This is a genomic window from Achromobacter sp. (assembly GCF_036567245.1).
Lineage (GTDB): Bacteria > Pseudomonadota > Gammaproteobacteria > Burkholderiales > Burkholderiaceae_B > Achromobacter.
Genome location: NZ_DATCUY010000577.1, coordinates 1 through 16853 on the forward strand (window position 1 = coordinate 1; position 16853 = coordinate 16853).

Annotated in this window: 17 protein-coding genes; 6 read left to right on the top strand and 11 right to left on the bottom strand. The window is 66.7% G+C overall.

What is annotated here, in order from left to right; all coding sequences use genetic code 11:
• Positions 1-1035, top strand: a 1035-nt coding sequence (locus tag VIR09_RS24405; protein ID WP_332015194.1) for a SulP family inorganic anion transporter, incomplete at its 5' end; no start/stop codon positions are given.
• Positions 1036-1093: 58 nt separating this feature from the next.
• On the opposite strand, the gene purU is transcribed toward VIR09_RS24405, so the two are convergent.
• From purU to VIR09_RS24435, 6 genes are all read right to left on the bottom strand, one after another.
• Positions 1094-1948, bottom strand: coding sequence for a formyltetrahydrofolate deformylase (gene purU, locus VIR09_RS24410; protein WP_332015195.1), 855 nt, complete (start codon positions 1946-1948; stop codon positions 1094-1096).
• Positions 1949-2073: 125 nt separating this feature from the next.
• Complete coding sequence (locus VIR09_RS24415; protein ID WP_332015196.1) at positions 2074-3183, bottom strand: NAD(P)/FAD-dependent oxidoreductase; 1110 nt, start codon at positions 3181-3183, stop codon at positions 2074-2076.
• On the bottom strand, positions 3180-3704 hold the full coding sequence (locus tag VIR09_RS24420; protein WP_332015197.1) for a flavin reductase family protein: 525 nt from the start codon (positions 3702-3704) through the stop codon (positions 3180-3182). The genes VIR09_RS24415 and VIR09_RS24420 overlap by 4 nt, the downstream gene beginning before the upstream one ends.
• A gap of 40 nt (positions 3705-3744) precedes the next feature.
• On the bottom strand, positions 3745-4374 hold the full coding sequence (pdxH, locus tag VIR09_RS24425; protein ID WP_332015198.1) for a pyridoxamine 5'-phosphate oxidase: 630 nt from the start codon (positions 4372-4374) through the stop codon (positions 3745-3747).
• A 105-nt stretch (positions 4375-4479) separates the two neighbouring features.
• The gene (locus VIR09_RS24430) at positions 4480-5136 is read right to left on the bottom strand and encodes a gamma-glutamylcyclotransferase (protein ID WP_332015199.1); all 657 of its coding nucleotides are present in this window, start codon (positions 5134-5136) and stop codon (positions 4480-4482) included.
• A gap of 8 nt (positions 5137-5144) precedes the next feature.
• The gene (locus VIR09_RS24435) at positions 5145-6353 is read right to left on the bottom strand and encodes an MFS transporter (protein WP_414639463.1); all 1209 of its coding nucleotides are present in this window, start codon (positions 6351-6353) and stop codon (positions 5145-5147) included.
• A gap of 409 nt (positions 6354-6762) precedes the next feature.
• Between VIR09_RS24435 and VIR09_RS24440 the strand changes: the two genes are divergently transcribed.
• From VIR09_RS24440 to VIR09_RS24455, 4 genes are all read left to right on the top strand, one after another.
• A complete protein-coding gene (locus VIR09_RS24440; protein WP_332015200.1) occupies positions 6763-7950 on the top strand; it encodes an efflux RND transporter periplasmic adaptor subunit in 1188 nt (395 codons plus the stop codon).
• Between the two features lies 1 nt (position 7951).
• Positions 7952-9910, top strand: a complete 1959-nt coding sequence (locus VIR09_RS24445) for a MacB family efflux pump subunit (RefSeq protein ID WP_332015201.1) — start codon at positions 7952-7954, stop codon at positions 9908-9910.
• 5 nt (positions 9911-9915) lie between these two features.
• Positions 9916-11352 (top strand): efflux transporter outer membrane subunit, encoded by a 1437-nt coding sequence (locus VIR09_RS24450; protein ID WP_332015202.1) that lies wholly within the window; start codon positions 9916-9918, stop codon positions 11350-11352.
• Positions 11353-11924: 572 nt separating this feature from the next.
• Complete coding sequence (locus VIR09_RS24455) at positions 11925-12770, top strand: tRNA threonylcarbamoyladenosine dehydratase (RefSeq protein WP_332015203.1); 846 nt, start codon at positions 11925-11927, stop codon at positions 12768-12770.
• 9 nt (positions 12771-12779) lie between these two features.
• Here VIR09_RS24455 and VIR09_RS24460 read toward each other — a convergent pair whose 3' ends face one another.
• The 3 genes from VIR09_RS24460 to VIR09_RS24470 are packed head-to-tail and all read right to left on the bottom strand — an operon-like array spanning position 12780 to position 14844.
• Complete coding sequence (locus tag VIR09_RS24460) at positions 12780-13091, bottom strand: non-heme iron oxygenase ferredoxin subunit (protein WP_332015205.1); 312 nt, start codon at positions 13089-13091, stop codon at positions 12780-12782.
• A 17-nt stretch (positions 13092-13108) separates the two neighbouring features.
• Positions 13109-13582 carry an aromatic-ring-hydroxylating dioxygenase subunit beta gene (locus VIR09_RS24465; RefSeq protein ID WP_332015206.1) on the bottom strand — a complete coding sequence of 158 codons (474 nt, stop codon included), beginning with the start codon at positions 13580-13582 and terminating at the stop codon, positions 13109-13111.
• A gap of 2 nt (positions 13583-13584) precedes the next feature.
• Complete coding sequence (locus VIR09_RS24470; RefSeq protein WP_332015207.1) at positions 13585-14844, bottom strand: aromatic ring-hydroxylating dioxygenase subunit alpha; 1260 nt, start codon at positions 14842-14844, stop codon at positions 13585-13587.
• 212 nt (positions 14845-15056) lie between these two features.
• Here VIR09_RS24470 and VIR09_RS24475 point away from each other — a divergent pair, with 212 nt between their 5' ends.
• A complete protein-coding gene (locus VIR09_RS24475) occupies positions 15057-15959 on the top strand; it encodes a LysR family transcriptional regulator (RefSeq protein ID WP_332015208.1) in 903 nt (300 codons plus the stop codon).
• Between the two features lie 6 nt (positions 15960-15965).
• On the opposite strand, the gene VIR09_RS24480 is transcribed toward VIR09_RS24475, so the two are convergent.
• On the bottom strand, positions 15966-16598 hold the full coding sequence (locus VIR09_RS24480; protein WP_332015209.1) for an aminotransferase class IV family protein: 633 nt from the start codon (positions 16596-16598) through the stop codon (positions 15966-15968).
• A gap of 75 nt (positions 16599-16673) precedes the next feature.
• Positions 16674-16853 (bottom strand): chorismate-binding protein (locus tag VIR09_RS24485; RefSeq protein ID WP_332015210.1); only part of this gene is annotated, 180 nt, incomplete at its 5' end.

A 16853-nucleotide genomic window follows, 5' to 3' on the forward strand; every position in this document is an offset into this window, starting at 1 on the left:
TCCATCGTCGCGCTGGTGCTGGCGACCGCGGCGGTGGCCGTGTTCGGCCTGCCGGTGGAAACCATAGGCAGCCGCTTCGGCGGCATTCCGGCGGCGCTGCCGGACTTCACCTTGCCGGCGTTCAGCTGGGAATCGGCCAGGTTCCTGCTCATGCCCACGATCACGCTGGCGGCGCTGGGCGCCATCGAGTCGCTGCTGTGCGCGCGGGTGGCCGACGGCATGATAGGCGACCGGCACGATCCCAATCAGGAGCTGATGGCCCAGGGCGTCGCCAACTTCGTCACGCCTTTCTTCGGCGGCATGCCGGCCACGGGCACCATTGCGCGCACCGTGACCAATGTGAAAAGCGGCGCCACCAGTCCCGTCGCGGGCATGGCGCATGCATTGGTGCTGCTCTTGGTGATGCTGGCGGCCGCGCCCTTGGCGGCCTCGATCCCGTTGGCCACACTGGCGGCCATCCTGATGTTCGTGGCCTGGAACATGGGCGAATGGCGCGAGTTCGCCCGGCTCAAGACCTACCGCTTGCCGTATCGGGTCACGCTGGTGTCGGTGTTCCTGCTGACCGTGGTGTTCGATCTGACGGTCGCGGTGGAGTTCGGCATCTTCGCCGCCTGCCTGACCTTTATCTACCGCATCTCCAGCCTGTCGCGCGCCGAACGCATCACGGCCGCCGAGCAGCCCCTGCTGGCCGGCCAGGACGGCAAGATCGCGGTCTGGCGCCTGTACGGCACCGTCTTCTTCGGCGCTACCAAGCTGGTGGAGTCGCTGGAAGACGGCCTGCCTGCCCGCGCGCTGGTGCTGGACCTGAAGAACGTGATCTACGTGGACTCGACCGGCGCCGAAGCGCTCGAAGGGCTGAGCAAGGCGTGCGAGACGCGAGGGGTGACGCTGATCGTTTCGGGCCTGATGGGGCAGCCGATGGACATCGTGCGCCGCATCGGCCTGTACCAGCGGCTGCAGGGCCACCTGCAGCCCGACGTGGCGAGCGCCACGGCTGCCGCCTTGGCAGTGGCTGGGGCGGAGGGGAGTTCCTAGGCGGCGCGCCCGCGCCGCCCTTGTCGTGAGAGGCCGCTCTGGCGGCGGTCCCTTGCGTCTAGCGGAAGACGACGGTCTTGTTGCGGTTGAGCAGGATGCGGTGCTCGACGTGGCTGCGCACGGCGCGCGACAGCACCAGGGACTCGATGTCGCTGCCGACCTGGGTCAGGTCCTGGGCGGTCATCGTGTGGTCCACGCGTTCGATGTCCTGGTCGATGATGGGACCTTCGTCCAGGTCCGAGGTGACGTAGTGGGCGGTGGCGCCGATGATCTTGACGCCGCGCGCATGCGCCTGGTGGTAGGGGCGCGCGCCCTTGAAGCTGGGCAGGAAGCTGTGGTGGATGTTGATGGCGCGGCCGTTCAGCGCGCGGCACATGTCTTCCGACAGGATCTGCATATAGCGGGCCAGCACCACCAGGTCGATGCCTTCCTTATCGACCAGGGCCAGCACCTGCTGTTCCTGCTGCGCCTTGGTGTCGGCGGTAACCGGCAGGTGGTGGAACGGGATGCCGTAGGACGCCGCCAGGCCGGCGTAGTCGTTGTGGTTCGACACGATGGCGGCCACTTCGGCGTGCAGATGGCCGCTGTGCACGCGGAACAGCAGGTCGTTCAGGCAGTGGCCCTGCTTGCTGACCATGATCAGCAGGCGTTCCTTGCGGCGGGCGTCATGCAGCTTCAGCTCCATGCCGTATTCGGCCGACATGCCGTCCAGCCGTGCCCGCAGGTCGTCCACGGACACGCCGGCGGGCACGTCGAAGTGCACGCGCAGGAAGAAGCGGCCGGTCTCTTCATCGCCGAACTGCTGCGAATCCAGGATGTTGCAGCCCAATTCGAACAACAGGCCGCTGACGCGGTACACGATGCCCGTGCGGTCGGGGCAGGACAGGGTCAGGATGTAGTCGTTGTGCTGCATGGTTCAGGGAAGAGGAGAGAAGGAGAAAAGGGTGATGGCAGTGTAGAGCCCTCCCGCCGGGCCGCCCAAGGGAGGGCAGCCCCCTCGGGGGGCAGCAAGCACGCGCAGCCTGGGGGCTATCCGGCCTATCCATTCAGGCGGGCCAGCGTCTCTTCAGCCAGGGCCAGGCTGGAGGTCAACCCCGGCGATTCTATGCCGAACAGGTTCACCAGGCCGGGCACGCCATGTGCGGCCGGGCCGGCAATGACGAAGTCGGCCGCGGGTTCGTGAGGGCCGGAGATCTTGGGCCGGATGCCGGTGTAGCCGGGCGCCAGGGCATCGTCCGGCAGGGCTGGCCAATAGCTGCGCACGGCCTCGTAGAAGACTTCGGCGCGGGCCGGATCCAGCGTGTAGTCCTCCGTGCCGACCCATTCGGTGTCGGGACCGAACTTGGCCTGGCCGCCCAGGTCCAGCGTCAGGTGCACGCCCAGGCCCGCATGTTGCGGCACCGGGTAGATCAGGCGCGAGAACGGCGCGCGGCCGGACAGCGTGAAATAACTGCCCTTGCACAGGTAATCGGCGGGGATGCTGGATGCCGGCAGGCCGTCGATGCGGCGCGCCAGCGCCGGCGCGTGCAGGCCGGCCGAATTGATCAGCACGTTACAGCTCAGGGTCATGCCCTCGTCGCCGCCGAACTGCAGCTCGAAACCGCCCTCGGGGCGGACCCGGCCGGACACCAGCGGCGTGTGGAAGACGCACTGGGCGCCCGCGTTTTCGGCGTCGCCCTGGAACGACAGCATCAGCGCATGGCTGTCGACGATGCCGGTGGACGGCGAGGACAGCGCGGCGGTGCAGCGCAGCGCCGGCTCCAGGCCCATGGCGTCCTCGCCGGAGATGAACTGCAGGTCGTCCACGCCATTGGCGCGGGCGCGCTGGGCGATGCCTTCCAGCTGCGCGGCCTGTTCGGTGGTGGTGGCGACGATGAGCTTGCCCAGCCGCTTGTAGGGTACGCCGCGCTCGGCGCAGTAGGAATACAGCAGGTGCTTGCCGCGCACGCAGAGGCGGGCCTTGAGGCTGCCCGCCGGGTAGTAGATGCCGGCGTGTATGACTTCGGAATTGCGCGAGCTGGTGCCGGTGCCGATGGCCTCGGTGGCTTCCGCCACCAGTACCTCGCGTCCGGACTGGGCCAGCGCCCGTGCGATCGCCAGGCCGACCACGCCCGCACCGATGACGACGCAATCCACATCCACGCTCATGGCGCTTTCCTTTCTGACGGTGCGCCGGCCGGGGTCAGGTCGAAACCGCCGGCATGGAACACCAGCGGCGGTTCGCCGCTATGGCCGCAGCGTTCCACTTCGCCCACCATGATGACATGGTCGCCTTCGACGTAGCGGCTGCGGTTGTGGCATTCGAACCAGGCGGCGCAATGGCCGTCCAGCATGGGCGTGCCGCCCGGCGCGTGGTGCACCGTCAGGCCGGCGTAGCGGTCCGGCGTCTTGCCGGTGGCGAAGCGGCGCGCCAGCGCGATCTGCTCCGCGCCCAGCACATTGACGACATAGCGCTCGCACTGCTCGAAGGCGGCCAGCGACGACGAGCTGCGCGACAGGCTCCACAGCACCAGCGGCGGGTTCAGCGACACGGAGTTGAAGGAGCTGACCGTCAGCCCGATGGGGGCGCCATCGAGGCCGGCGGCGGTCACGACGGTCACGCCCGTGGCGTAACGGCCCAGCGCGGTGCGGAAAAAGGCAGCGTCAAAATCAGGGGAGGAGGCGGTCATGCAATCGTTGGTTGGGGGCGGGCGCGCGCGGCGCCCGGCATCAAGGCGACAGGCGTTCGATCTTCCAGCCCTGGCCGTCCGCGACATAGCGCAGGCGGTCATGCAGGCGCGAGGGCCTGCCTTGCCAGAATTCGAAGGCGGTGGGCTTCAGGCGGTAGCCGCCCCAGTGCGGCGGGCGCGGCGGCTGTTCGCCGAAGCGTTCGCGGAACTCCTGTTCGCGGGCTTCCAGCTCTTCACGGGTGATGGGCTGGCTTTGGCGCGAGGCCCAGGCGCCAATGCGCGAACCGGTGGGCCGGCTGTGGTAGTAGGCGTCCGACTCGTCGTCGGCCACTTTTTCGACCACGCCCTCGATCCGCACCTGGCGCTCCAGCGGCTGCCAGAAGAACAGCAGGCCGGCGCGCGGCTCGGCCTGCAGGTCCAGGCCCTTGCGGGATTCGTAATTGGTGAAGAACGTGAACCCGCGCTCGTCAAAGCCCTTGATCAGGACGATGCGCGCACTGGGCTGGCCGGTGGCGTCCACCGTGGCCAAGGTCATGGCGTTGGGCTCGGCGACCTTGGCGGCCAGGGCCTCGTCGAACCAGCGAGTGAATTGCTCGAACGGGGAGGCCGCAGCCTGGCCTTCGAGCAGCACGTTCTTGTCGTAGCTTTGACGCAGATCAGAGACGGACATGGGGCTAGTAGTTCAGCGTTGATAACAAGGAGTTTATACCGCCTGGGAGGCGGTACCCTTATTGACCCCGCTCAGTGCGCAGGCAAGATTTGCCGGCCGCGTGCCTCAGGCGCCTTCCGGCAGGGTATGCCCGTCCAGTTCCAGCCGGCGCGCGATGGCGTCCAGGCGGGCGTCATGGATGCCGGCGGCGCGCAGCGCCTGGGCGGTCTGCACCACGTATTCGGTGCAGGGGCCGTAGCGTCCGGAGGCCCGGCGCACGATGGCCAGCAGTTCGGGCTCGGGCAGGGCGCGGATATAGGCCGGGTTGTCCCGGTTCATGATGAAGACCAGCGCCCGGACGATGCCGGTTTCAGTGGCGCAGTTGATCCAGCGCGGCAGATAGGCGCCAGTGGACATCTCGCGGTCCCAGAGCGCGGGGAAATAGGTGGGCACTTGGCCCCCTGCCAGGCGGTAGACCACCCCTCGGCACGAACCGCCCCGGTCCAGGCCGAACACCAGGCCCGGGCATTCCGGGGTGCCGCGGTTGACCCGCGACCACAGGCACAGCGCCCGGTGGTGGCCGCGCAGGGTCGCCAGCCGGCGTTCCACGAAGTCGAAATCGGGGCGCCAGATCAGGGAACCATAGCCGTACACCCACACGTCTTCACCGGATTGCCAGTGGCGCAGGGCCTCCTCCAGCGAATCCTGCCGCTCTTGCGGAGTCCAGAGGCGAAAGGGCAGGCTGGCGCCGGCGATGCCGGCGGCGGGAGGAGAGGACTGCATGGTCACGGCTACGGTTTACGGTCGGATTCGATCGGGGGATTGCGGTTGGCCCAACCTCCGGCCATCAGGGCCACGGAATAAGCCCAGAAGAGGGGGGCAACGCCAATTACCGCACCGAGCGCGCCGAAGGTCAACGGCAGCGAGACCTGCGAACCGTTGATCAGGGCCATCCGCAGGCCCACGGCCTCGGCGGCGCGGCCCGGCGGGGAATACTGGTGCAGCAGGGACAGCATGCTCGGCTGGCAGCAGCCCAGGGCCAGCCCGAGGATGAACGACAACACGATCAAGACGGTAACGTCGGTGAACAGCGGATAAAACATGAAATCGATAGCGGCCGTCGCCATCGCCACGCGCACCAGCGTCCAGGACCGAACGCGGCGCTGGATAAAGGGCAATATCAGCCGGATGACGAAAGTTGCCGCCGCGAACGACGCAAGAATGACGCCGATCGTAGTCGCCGACAGGCCGATGGCCACGCCGAAAATGGGCACGACGAACAAGTGCGTGTCCCAGGCCCCGGACAAAATGGTATTGACCATCAAGATGCGGCGTAATGCCGGCACCGCCAGCAATTCGGCAACGCGCCGCTTTTCGGCCTCTTTTTTGCCAGATAGCTGCGAATCGACTGCCTTCAATTGGTGACGCAAGGCATAGAGCCCCCCCGCCGACAGCAGCGGGCCCAGGGTCAGCAGGCCGAAGGCCATGCGCGTGCCCAGGTGGTCGATCGCCAGCCCGGCGATCAGCGGTCCCGAGAACCCGGATCCCGCCAGCGCCAGCGACATGAAGGAGAAATTGCGCAACCGTTGCGCCGGTTCGGCGTGGCCCAGCAGGTCTTGGGTAGCGACCTGATGCAGCATGAAGCCGATGCCGATGCAACAGGAGGCAACCAGCAGGGCGAATTGGGTCTGGGAGATGAAGGGCAGCGCCGTGCCCGCGGCGACGAGGGAAGTGCCGATGACCAGCGGCCGCACGATGCCGACGCGGTCGACCCAGCGGCCGGCGCGGACCGAGAACAGCATGGGCAGCACCGCGAACACTGCGACCAGCGTGCCGACCTTGAAGGTCGACAACCCCATCTGCAGCGCGGTGAGCGAAACAGTGATCCGTCCCCCTGTGAGCGCCACATGATTCATCATGGCCAGCAGGCACAAGAGCACCGCCCCGGAAAACTCTGGGGAACTGGGCGACGAAGAGGGGGATCTATGAGAAGTGGACACGGATACGGCGTAACTGCGTTCATTCTGGCCATATCGTCGCCCTATGTCGAGCCAAGCCTGTTTTGCAGCGCCGCAAACCCATATTGGCGCCAATCGCATGATGGCGGCCATCTAGAGGCAAACTCATGTGCTTATGGCGCAAGATGGCGGCACGTTCGCCGCATCTGCGGGCAAGGGGTTTCAGGAGGATTGGACAAAGCGTTGTATCGTTCATGCAACGGAACAATCGCACGGACCTTGACGTTCCGCCCCGCTTTACTGTTTTTCACCGTTTCGCCACAGATCGTCGATGGTTCTGGCGGACGAGACGTTTAGGATGAGCAGGCATCGTGGGCAAGATCGCTTGCCTGGTCCGCAATCCGCACTACCGGCGCCGGCCCCGAGAGGCACGCCACATCCGGCAGGTTCAATGAAAAAGTCTCGCAGCAAGTTCAAGCGCTACTCCCTGATCGCCGTTTTCCTCCTGCTAGTCGTGTTCGGCGTGCGCGCCGCGTTCTTTGCCGCGCCGCCGCCGCCCACCTTTGCGGTGGCCGAGGTCACCCGCGCCAATCTCGAGGACAGCGTCCTGGCCAGCGGCACCATCGACGCCATCGAGCGCGTCAGCGTGGGCGCCCAGGCCACCGGCCAGCTGAAGTCCCTGAAGGTGGCGCTGGGCGACCGCGTCAAGAAAGGCCAGCTCGTCGCCGAGATCGACGACATGACCCAGCAGAACGAGCTGCGCAACGCCGAAGCCGCCCTGCAGACCCGGCGCGCCGAGCGCGCCGCCAAGGTCGCCATGCTGAAGCAGGCCGAACTCGCCTTCCGCCGCCAGCGGCAGATGCTGGCGGCAGACGCCAGCTCGCGCGAGTCCTACGAGAGCGCCGAGGCCACGCTGGGCGTGACCCGCGCCGAAATCGCTTCGCTGGACGCGCAGATCGCCCAAGCCGAGATCCAGGTCGACACCGCCCGCGTCAACCTGGGCTACACCCGCATCGTTTCGCCCATCGACGGCATGGTGGTGGCGGTGGTTACCAAGGAAGGCCAGACCGTCAACTCGATCCAGAGCGCGCCCACCATCATCAAGGTGGCGCAGGTCGACACCATGACCATCAAGGCACAGATCTCGGAAGCCGACGTCACCCGCGTGAAGCCGGGCCTGCCGGTGTACTTCACCATCCTGGGCGAACCCGACGAGCGCTACCGCGCCCAGCTGCGCGCGGTGGAGCCGGCGCCGGACTCGGTGCAGAAAGACGACGCAACAGCTTCCCTGACGGGTTCGACCAGCGGCAGCTCCACCACCGCCGCGGTCTACTACAACGGCCTGTTCGACGTGCCCAACCCGGACGAGAAGCTGCGCATCTCCATGACCGCCCAGGTCTTCATCGTGCTGGGCGAGGCCAAGGACACGGTCGTGGTGCCGGCCTCGGCGCTGGGCAAGCGCGGCGAGGACGGCCGCTACGCCGTGCGCGTGGTCCTGAAGGACAACAAGACCGAAACGCGCCAGGTCCGGATCGGCATGAACAACAACGTCCAGGCGCAGGTGCTGGAAGGGCTGGAGGTGGGCGAACGCGTCGTGTCGGCGGACGCCGCGCCGGCCGCCGCTGTGCCGGGGGCCTGAGATGAGCGGGCCTCTGATCTCGCTGACGGGTGTGCGCCGCGAGTTTCCCGCGGGCGAGCAGACCATCGCGGTCCTGAAGGACATTAACCTGACCATCGAGGCCGGCGAGATGGTGGCGATCGTGGGCGCGTCCGGTTCGGGCAAGTCCACGCTCATGAACATCCTGGGTTGCCTGGACCGTCCGACCCGCGGCGAGTACCGGGTTGACGGTCGCAGCACGGGCGAGCTGGATCCGGACGAACTGGCCCAACTGCGCCGTGAACATTTCGGCTTCATTTTCCAGCGCTATCACCTGTTGTCCGATCTGACGGCGCAGGGCAACGTCGAGGTGCCGGCCGTCTACGCCGGCAAGCAGCGCGAGGCGCGCCTGGCGCGCGCCGACGACCTGCTCAAGCGGCTGGGCTTGGGCGACAGGTCCGGGCACCGTCCCGGCCAACTGTCCGGGGGGCAGCAGCAGCGCGTGAGCATCGCGCGGGCGCTGATGAACGGCGGCGACATCATCCTGGCCGACGAGCCGACCGGCGCGCTGGATACGCACACCGGCCAGGAAGTGCTCCGCATCCTGGAAGAACTGAACGCCGCCGGCCACACCATCATCATCGTCACGCACGATATGAACGTGGCCCGCCATGCCCAGCGCATCATCGAGATCAGCGACGGCGAGATCGTCGCCGACAAGCGCAATCCCGATGCGCCGCGGCGCGAGCGCATCAAGGAAGACGCGCCGGCGCTGGCCGCGCGGCCCGTCTGGCAGGCCTATCTGGACCGTTGCGGCGAGGCGCTGCGCATGGCGCTGCTGGCCATGAACGCGCACCGGCTGCGCACCTCGTTGACGATGCTGGGCATCATCATCGGCATCGCGGCCGTGGTGTCGGTGGTGGCGCTGGGCGAGGGCTCGCGCCGCAAGATTCTGGACGACATCAGCGAAATCGGCACCAACACGGTGGAGGTTTTTCCCGGCAAGGACTTCGGCGACGAGAAAGCCGTCAATATCCGCACCCTGGTGCCGGCCGACGCCGAGGCGCTGGCGCGCGAATCCTATGTGGACAGCGTCACGCCGGAAGTCTCCACCAACAACACGCTGCGCTTTCGCAACGTGTCGGTGACCGGCATGATCCAGGGCGTGGGCGAACAGTACTTCCGGGTGCGCGCCATCAAGCTGGCCCAAGGCAAGTTCTTCGACGACACCAGCGTGACGCGGCGCGCGCAGGAAGTCGTGATCGACGAGGCCACGCGGCGCAAGCTGTTCGGCTCGCATACCGAGCCCATCGGACAGGTGGTGTTCCTGGGGTCCATGCCGGCGCGCGTGATCGGGGTGACGCAGAAGAAGGACACCGTGTTCGGCAGCAATGACACCTTGAACGTGTGGATCCCCTACACCACGGCCCTGTCCCGCGTGCTGGGCCAGCAGCACCTGAAGAGCATTACGGTGCGCGTCAACGACGCCGCGCCGCCCGCCGCGGCGGAACAGGCCATCGTGCGCACGCTGACGCGGCGTCACGTGACCAAGGATTTCTTCGTGTTCAACACGGATGCGATCCGCAAGACTATCGAGCGCACCACGGCCACCATGACCTTGCTGGTGTCCATGATCGCGCTGATTTCGCTGATGGTGGGCGGCATCGGCGTCATGAACATCATGCTGGTGTCCGTGACCGAGCGCACCCGCGAGATCGGCGTGCGCATGGCGGTGGGCGCGCGGCGCAGCGACATCATGCAGCAGTTCCTGATCGAAGCGGTGCTGGTGTGCCTGATCGGCGGAGCCATCGGCATCGTCCTGTCCCTGGGGTTGGGCGTGCTGGTGTCCAAGGCCACCCGCGGTTCGTTCCAGATGGTTTACTCCACGGCATCGATGGTCGCGGCGTTCAGCTGCTCGACCTTGATCGGTGTGCTTTTTGGCTATTTGCCGGCGCGCAATGCGGCGCGCCTGGATCCCGTCGAGGCCTTGGCCCGGGAATGAGGAAAATGAAAGCGGTTTCCCTGATCTGCAAACCCGCCGTCCTGGCACTGCTGCTGGCCCTGGGCGGTTGCGGCAGCTTGCTGCACACCGACTATGAGCGGCCTTTGACATCCACACCTCCGGCCTGGTCCCATGCTCCGGCCGGCGGCATCCAGGCCGGGGCGCTGATTGAGGGCGGTGAGTGGTGGCGCAACTTCAGCGATCCGACGCTCGATGGGCTGGTCGATGCCGCGCTGGCGCGCAATAACGATCTGGCCGCCGCTGCGATCCGGGTGCGCCGGGCCCAATACCAGGCCGGGATTACCGAGGACAAGCTGTTGCCGCAACTCGGCGGCAGCGCCGATGTGACGCGCAACCGCAATCTGTACGGCGATCGGGCCATCTCCCGCACCAATGCGGCGCAGCTCACCGTCAGCTACGAGGTGGACCTGTGGGGCAAGCTGTCCAGCCAGCGCGACGCGGCAGAGTGGGAGTCGCTGGCGACCGAGCAGGACCGCCAGAGTGCCGCGCTGTCCCTGGTGGGTACCACCGCCACGCTGTACTGGCAGACCGCCTTCATCAACCAGCGCATCGCCAGCAGCGCCGAGAGCATCGCCTATGCGCGCAAGACCCAGGACCTGGTGCGCGCCCAGTACGCGGCGGGTGGCGCATCTGCACTGGAAATGGCCGAGGCCGAACAGACCGTGGCCAGCCAGGAGGCCGCGCACGCGCTGCTGGTGCAGCAGCGGGTGGAATACGCGAATGCGTTGGCCATCCTGTTCGATGGCCCCCCGGACCGCATGATGGCCGACCCCGCGCGGCTGCCGCAGTATCCGCTGCCGCAAGCCCGCGCCGGCGTGCCAGCCGAATTGCTGGGTCGCCGCCCGGACCTGCGCGCCGCCGAGCTGCGGCTGCGCCAGTCCCTCTCCACCGTTGACGCGACCCGCGCCAGCTTCTATCCGCCGCTGACGCTGACTGGCGCCTTGGGAAGCTCGAGTCCCACGCTGTCCGATGTTCTGAAGAACCCGGTCGGTTCGCTGGGCGCGGCGCTGACGCTGCCGTTCCTGCAATGGAACCAGATGCAGCTCAACATCAAGATCTCCAAGGCGGACTACGAAGAGCGGGTGGTGAACTTCCGGCAGGCGCTGTACCAGGCGATGGCTGACGTCGAGAACGCCTTGTCGAACCGCACGCAGCTGCGTCTGCAGGGCGAGCAGCTGGACGCGTCGTTGAAGGCGGCTCGCGAGGCTGAGCGGCTGTACGAAGTGCGCTATCGGGCGGGAGCGGTGCCGTTGCGGGACTGGCTGGATGCGCAGGAGAAGCGGCGGGTGGCTGAGGTTTCCCGGGATGAGAATATGTTGAATCGGTTGGTGAATCAGGTGACGGTTTATCAGGCGCTTGGTGGTGATGATGTTGGTGGCGGTGGTTCGGGAGTTGCTGCTGGCGCTGCGGCGGGTTCTTAATCCGTCTGGCGTGTCGGTGCGCTGGGGCGCGCGGGGCAACGATTGCGGTCCGGAGCCTTCGCTCCGGACTGCCCCATCGTCATCCTCGTCCTCGCCTTCGGCGACTCCTACGGATTCCCTCGGGCTTATCGACGCCCCGCGCGCCCCAGCGCACCGACACGCCAGACTCCGCTTTTGAAACTTGGCGTCCGCTGGGGCAATTGGTCTTCGTAGGGTTCTCGCCGACAGTGGGGATGGGCGAGGATCTTGCGGGGCCCGCCCCAGGCCGGCCGCCCGGGCGGCCTTTTGGGGCTTACGCGGTGTCTGGCGTCGGGCGATGGCGCTGCGCGCTTCTGATGATCTGTGCGCGAACAGGAAGCGTTGTTGGCCGACGAGCTGCATATGAATGCGCGCAGCGTCATCCGCACAACTGACGATACCCATATGCCAAAAAAGGCCGCCCGCGCGGCCGTTTTTGGCGTCCCCGCAAGATCTTTCTCTCCTTCTCGCCAGGGAGAAAAACGCCAAGCACACAGCCCGCCCCGCCAGGCGTCTAAAGAACCAGAACACCGTCTGCAATAAAATACGCCCCCATGAACACCCCCGATCACCCCCAGGACCTTGCCGCCGACCTCGACCGCCGCTTCGGCAGTCTCTCCCGTCTTTACGGCCCCGAAGCCCCCGCTCGTCTCCGCAACGCCCACGTGGCAGTAGCAGGCCTGGGCGGCGTAGGCTCCTGGACCGTCGAGGCCCTGGCCCGCTGCGGGGTAGGCGCGTTGACGCTCATCGACCTCGACCACATCGCCGAATCCAACGTCAACCGGCAGATCCACGCCCTCACCGCCACGCTAGGCCAGTCCAAGGTCGACGCCATGGCCGAGCGTGTGCTGGCGATCAACCCGGAATGCCGGCTGACCCGGGTAGATGACTTCGTGTCGCCCGAGAACGTCGCCCAGGTCCTGCCCGGCCCGTACTCCGTCATCATCGACTGCACCGACCAGGCCGCCGCCAAGATCGCCATGATCCTGCATGCGCGGGAAATCGGCGTGCCCATGCTGTTGTGCGGCGGTGCCGGCGGCAAGACCGACCCGCTCACCCTGCGCGCCGGCGACCTGTCCGCCGCGGTCAACGATGCGCTGCTGTCCAAGCTGCGCAACAAGCTGCGCCGCGAACACGGTTTTCCGCGGGCCTCCGACCAGAACGGCAAGGCCTTGAAGCGCGTGCCGAAGATGGGCATCCACGCCCTGTGGTTCGACCAGCCCGCCATCCTGCCCGACGCCTGGACCCGTCCCACCGAAGGCGAGGACGATATGGGCGCCTCGGGCCTTGCGGCCCTGGCGCCGCAAGGCCTGTCTTGCGCCGGTTATGGTTCGGTCGTGACTGTCACCGCCGCCATGGGCATGGCGGCGGCCAACGAAGCCTTGCGCCTCGCCGTCTGAACAACGGTCCTACAGCGCCACGAACACCACGCCGTCCTCGATCCTGACCGGATAGGTGGCCAGGTTGTCGCGCAGCGGCGAACAGAGCGCGCGCCCGTCGCGCACGTCGAAACGCCCCTGGTGCAGCGGGCATTCGATTTCATGCCCCATCAGAAAGCCGTCGCACAACCGCGCATTGCCGTGCGTACAGAGATTGGCGGTGGCGTAGACCTCGCCGTCCACGCCATACAGCGCGATCTCGCGGCCGCCGGCCTGCACGGCGATGACGTCCTCTTCAGGCACCTCGTCCCGCGCGATGGCCTTGATCCATTGCGTGCTCATAGCTGTCATGTCCTTGGTCATATGGGATAGATAAGCGAATTCGGCACCAGCTCGCTGTCGAAGATGCACAACCGCGATTCGAACTTCAGTCCGTCCGGCCCGCTGCGCACCACGTCCAGGTAGCGGCCCACGTTGAACACCGTGGTCAGCTGGCTGGGCTTGGTGCGGAATACGGCGTAATTGGCTTCGGACTCGATGCGGTCGCCCTGCACCGACAGCACGCGCGGCGCGCCCACCACGTGGCGCTGGTAGTAGGGGTCGTGGAAGATGGTGTCGGTGGCGCCGTAGATGCGGTCCTTCAGCATGCCGCGGCTTTCGAAGGACAGGGTGGCCAGCGGATAGCCGCGCTCGTGATTCTCGCGCGGCAGCACCTTGTACACGCAGTCTTCCAGGAAGAAATCGGGCCATTTCTCCCATTCCTCCGCGTCCAGCGCGGCGGCGTAGTCGTTGTACAGGCGGGTCAGTTGGTAGTAGAGGGAAAAGTCCAGCATCGTCAGGCCTCCATGACCCGCCGCCAATACGCGTACATGCCGCGGATCAGCGTTTCCGTGACCATGTGGTCGGTGTTTTCGGCGGTCTTGCCGCCCAGTTCCGCCACGCTGCGATGCCAGGGCTTTTGTTCAAAGCCCGACTGCGAGAATTCGATCACCTCGCCGTCGTCCGCCGACACGAAACCCGCCGGGCCGAACAGATTGGCCTGGCGCAGGCGGCGGCGCGTCATCTCGGGCGTGTCCTCGGCGAAGCCGAAATGCGTCCAGACGAAGTCGAAGGCATCGTGGCCCACCGGCTGGATATGGCGGGTGGACAGCGAGTTCACCTGCTGCTGGATGATGACGCTGGGGAACAGCGTCATCAGCACGGCGGTGGGACCGTTCCACCAGGGTTCCGGCACGATGTCCAGGAAGCGGTCATCGTTCAGCGACATCTGTTCCTTGAAACTGGACACGCCGCTGGTCACGCTGCCCTTGCCGCCCTGGCCGCGCGTCGAGATCATGGCGGCGTGGCGCAGGTGCTGATCCATCTTCAGTTCGGAGCGGTTGTCCGCCCGCCACAGGCCGAAGGTGACGAACCAGGTGTGCAGCAAGCCAGGATGGTAGGGATCCTTGATGTTCTCCTGCATCAGCTTCCAGTTGCCCGGGATGCGCTGGCGGCTGTAGCCGTGGATCACCAGTTCGCGGCCATCGAAGACGCGGTCGAAGTAATGCAGGATGTCCGGACCCAGATAGTCCTCCAGCGGCTCCACGTCGTGGTCGAACGAGGCGAACACCACGCCGTTGCGGCAGGCCACGGCCAGCTTGGTCAGGCCGTGCTCTTCCGGCTTGAAGTCGGGCGGCATGCCGCCATTGACCTTGCCGTCCTGCTTGACGCCGCGGCGGAACGGCACGCCGATCAGGTTGCCCTGCAGGTCGTAGTTCCACTGATGGTACGGACAGACGAATTCGCTGCGGTTGCCGGAACGCTCGCGGCAGAACTGCACGCCGCGGTGGGCGCATACGTTTTCGACCACGCGCACCTGGCTGTCGTTGTCGCGCAGCAGGATGACGGAACGTTCGCCCACGGCGGTGCGCTTGAAGTCGCCCGGGTTGGGGATCTCGGCTTCCAGACCCACATAGCTCCAGTGCGCGCGGTAGAAGAACCGCTCCATTTCGCGCTGGTGCAGGGCGGCGTCCGTGTAGACGCCGAAGGGGATGCGATGGGAGCCGTCGGTTTGCCAACGCGGGGCGAACTCGATGGGTTGCTCGGGGGCGCTCATGATCCGCTCCGGCTACAGGGCGCGGCGGCGGGCAGCGTACAGGTACGCATGGCTGGTCTCCTTGGTTCGGCGGGCCGCGAGGGCGGTCCGGCAGAGCCGGCGCGGCATGGGCGCTGGCGTTTTCTTGCATCATCGGGCAGCTTGTGAAATAAATAAATAGAATCTGCTTGATGAGATAAATCACCAGAATCAATATTGGTGGAGACAAGCGCATGAACCTGCAAGACGTGGACCTGAACCTGCTGGTGGTCTTCAATGAACTCTGGAAGCATGGCCGGGTGTCTGCCGTGGCCGACAGCCTGGGCATCTCGCAACCCGGCGTCAGCAACGCGCTGGGCCGGCTGCGCAAGCTGCTGGGCGACGAGCTGTTCCTGCGGACCTCGCGCGGCATGGTGCCCACGCCCTATGCGCAGGACCTGGCGCAGCCCATCGCCGCCGCGCTGGAGGCGCTGCACAGCACCCTGAACGCCCGCGCCGCGTTCGACCCCGCGCACAGCGGGCGCGCCTTCGTGATCGGCGTGAACGACGTGGGCGAAAGCTATTTCCTGCCGCGGCTGATGCGCGCGCTGGACCGCGCCGCGCCGAATGTCACGGTGCGCACCGTGCGCACCACCTCGATCGATGTGAAGGACGAAATGGAGCGCGGTCGCATCGATCTGGCCATGGGCTTCTTGCCCGATCTGAATAGCGGCTTCTTCCAGCGCCTGCTGTTCCGCCAGCCCTATGTGTGCATTTTCCGCCGCGACCATCCCTTGGCGCGTACCGGAGTTTCCGCCCGGCAGTTCCGCGCGGCCGAGCACGTGGCCATCGTGTCGGAAGGCACGGGCCACGGCGTGGTGGATCAGGTGATAGGGCAGGCCGGCATCCGCCGCCGCCTGCGCCTGACGGTGCCGCACTTCATCGCGGTGGGGCCGGTGCTGGCCGCCACCGACATGATCGCCGTGGTGCCGCAGCGTTTCGCCGACTGCGCCTGCGGCCCGTACGGCCTGGCGACCGCGCCCTGTCCGGTGAAGATCCCGGAGTCGGTCATCAATGTGTTCTGGCACGCCCGCAACCACCGCGAACCGGCCAACCAGTGGCTGCGGCAGGTGGTGGTCGACGAGTTCGCCGACTAGGCGTGGTCAGGTTTCGCGCAGTACCACCGGAAACCAGCCGCGCAGCGCGTTGGACAGGCGAATCTCGTCGGCGGCATGCAGGTCGGCCAGGGTCAGGACGCGTTCTTCCACGTTGCCCGTTTCGAGCAGTTCGGCACGCTGCACGCCCGGCAGGCAGCCGCTGTCCACGGGCGGCGTGTACCAGTCGCCGTCCAGGCGCAGATAGACGTTGCTGCGGCTGCCTTCACAGAGTTCGCCGCGTTCGTTCAGGTAGAGCAGATCGAAGATGTGCGGATGCGAGGGCAGCCATTCGATGGTCTTGGTGTACCAGGGGCGGTGCGTGGTTTTGTAGCGCAGCAGCGGTTCGGTCGAGCGCAGCGTTTCGGGCGCCAGCATCACTTCCTGCACGGCGGGCAGGGGCGGCAGCATGGCGGTCTGGATCTGGCGGCTGCCGTCGCGGGCCACCAGCAACCGCAGCCGATGCGCGCCCGGGGTCACCAGGCTGGTAGCGGCGATCATGATGTCGCCTTCAACGGCGCGCCCGGCCCAGACATAACCCAGGTCCTTGCAGGACGCCTCCAGCCGCTTCAGGTGGCGGTCCAGCAAGGGCACGCGCTGTTCGGCATCAACCAGGATGGTCTCGATCAATTCGGGTTGCATGGGTCGCTCCTGGTCGTGGCGGGTGTGGCCGGGCTCTATGCTACTACCGCCGTCGCCGGAAGTTCCAGCGCGGCATCAGGCGCGCAGGATCCGGGCTTTCCAATGGCACTCCTGCCATTCCTCGGCGGGGTCCGAATCGTGCACGATGCCGCCGCCCACGCTGTAGACGCCCTGGCCGGCGTCATCCAGCACCAGGGTGCGGATCGCCACGTTCAACGAAAAATCGCCATCCGGCGCCAGCCAGCCCACGCTGCC

What these genes read in the sequence shown, in the direction of transcription:
- purU (WP_332015195.1), bottom strand. Translation starts at nt 1,948, where the DNA reads ATGCAGCACAACGACTACATCCTGACCCTGTCCTGCCCCGACCGCACG.
- VIR09_RS24415 (WP_332015196.1), bottom strand. Translation starts at nt 3,183, where the DNA reads ATGAGCGTGGATGTGGATTGCGTCGTCATCGGTGCGGGCGTGGTCGGC.
- VIR09_RS24420 (WP_332015197.1), bottom strand. Translation starts at nt 3,704, where the DNA reads ATGACCGCCTCCTCCCCTGATTTTGACGCTGCCTTTTTCCGCACCGCG.
- pdxH (WP_332015198.1), bottom strand. Translation starts at nt 4,374, where the DNA reads ATGTCCGTCTCTGATCTGCGTCAAAGCTACGACAAGAACGTGCTGCTC.
- VIR09_RS24430 (WP_332015199.1), bottom strand. Translation starts at nt 5,136, where the DNA reads ATGCAGTCCTCTCCTCCCGCCGCCGGCATCGCCGGCGCCAGCCTGCCC.
- VIR09_RS24440 (WP_332015200.1), top strand. Translation starts at nt 6,763, where the DNA reads ATGAAAAAGTCTCGCAGCAAGTTCAAGCGCTACTCCCTGATCGCCGTT.
- VIR09_RS24445 (WP_332015201.1), top strand. Translation starts at nt 7,952, where the DNA reads ATGAGCGGGCCTCTGATCTCGCTGACGGGTGTGCGCCGCGAGTTTCCC.
- VIR09_RS24450 (WP_332015202.1), top strand. Translation starts at nt 9,916, where the DNA reads ATGAAAGCGGTTTCCCTGATCTGCAAACCCGCCGTCCTGGCACTGCTG.
- VIR09_RS24455 (WP_332015203.1), top strand. Translation starts at nt 11,925, where the DNA reads ATGAACACCCCCGATCACCCCCAGGACCTTGCCGCCGACCTCGACCGC.
- VIR09_RS24460 (WP_332015205.1), bottom strand. Translation starts at nt 13,091, where the DNA reads ATGAGCACGCAATGGATCAAGGCCATCGCGCGGGACGAGGTGCCTGAA.
- VIR09_RS24465 (WP_332015206.1), bottom strand. Translation starts at nt 13,582, where the DNA reads ATGCTGGACTTTTCCCTCTACTACCAACTGACCCGCCTGTACAACGAC.
- VIR09_RS24470 (WP_332015207.1), bottom strand. Translation starts at nt 14,844, where the DNA reads ATGAGCGCCCCCGAGCAACCCATCGAGTTCGCCCCGCGTTGGCAAACC.
- VIR09_RS24475 (WP_332015208.1), top strand. Translation starts at nt 15,057, where the DNA reads ATGAACCTGCAAGACGTGGACCTGAACCTGCTGGTGGTCTTCAATGAA.
- VIR09_RS24480 (WP_332015209.1), bottom strand. Translation starts at nt 16,598, where the DNA reads ATGCAACCCGAATTGATCGAGACCATCCTGGTTGATGCCGAACAGCGC.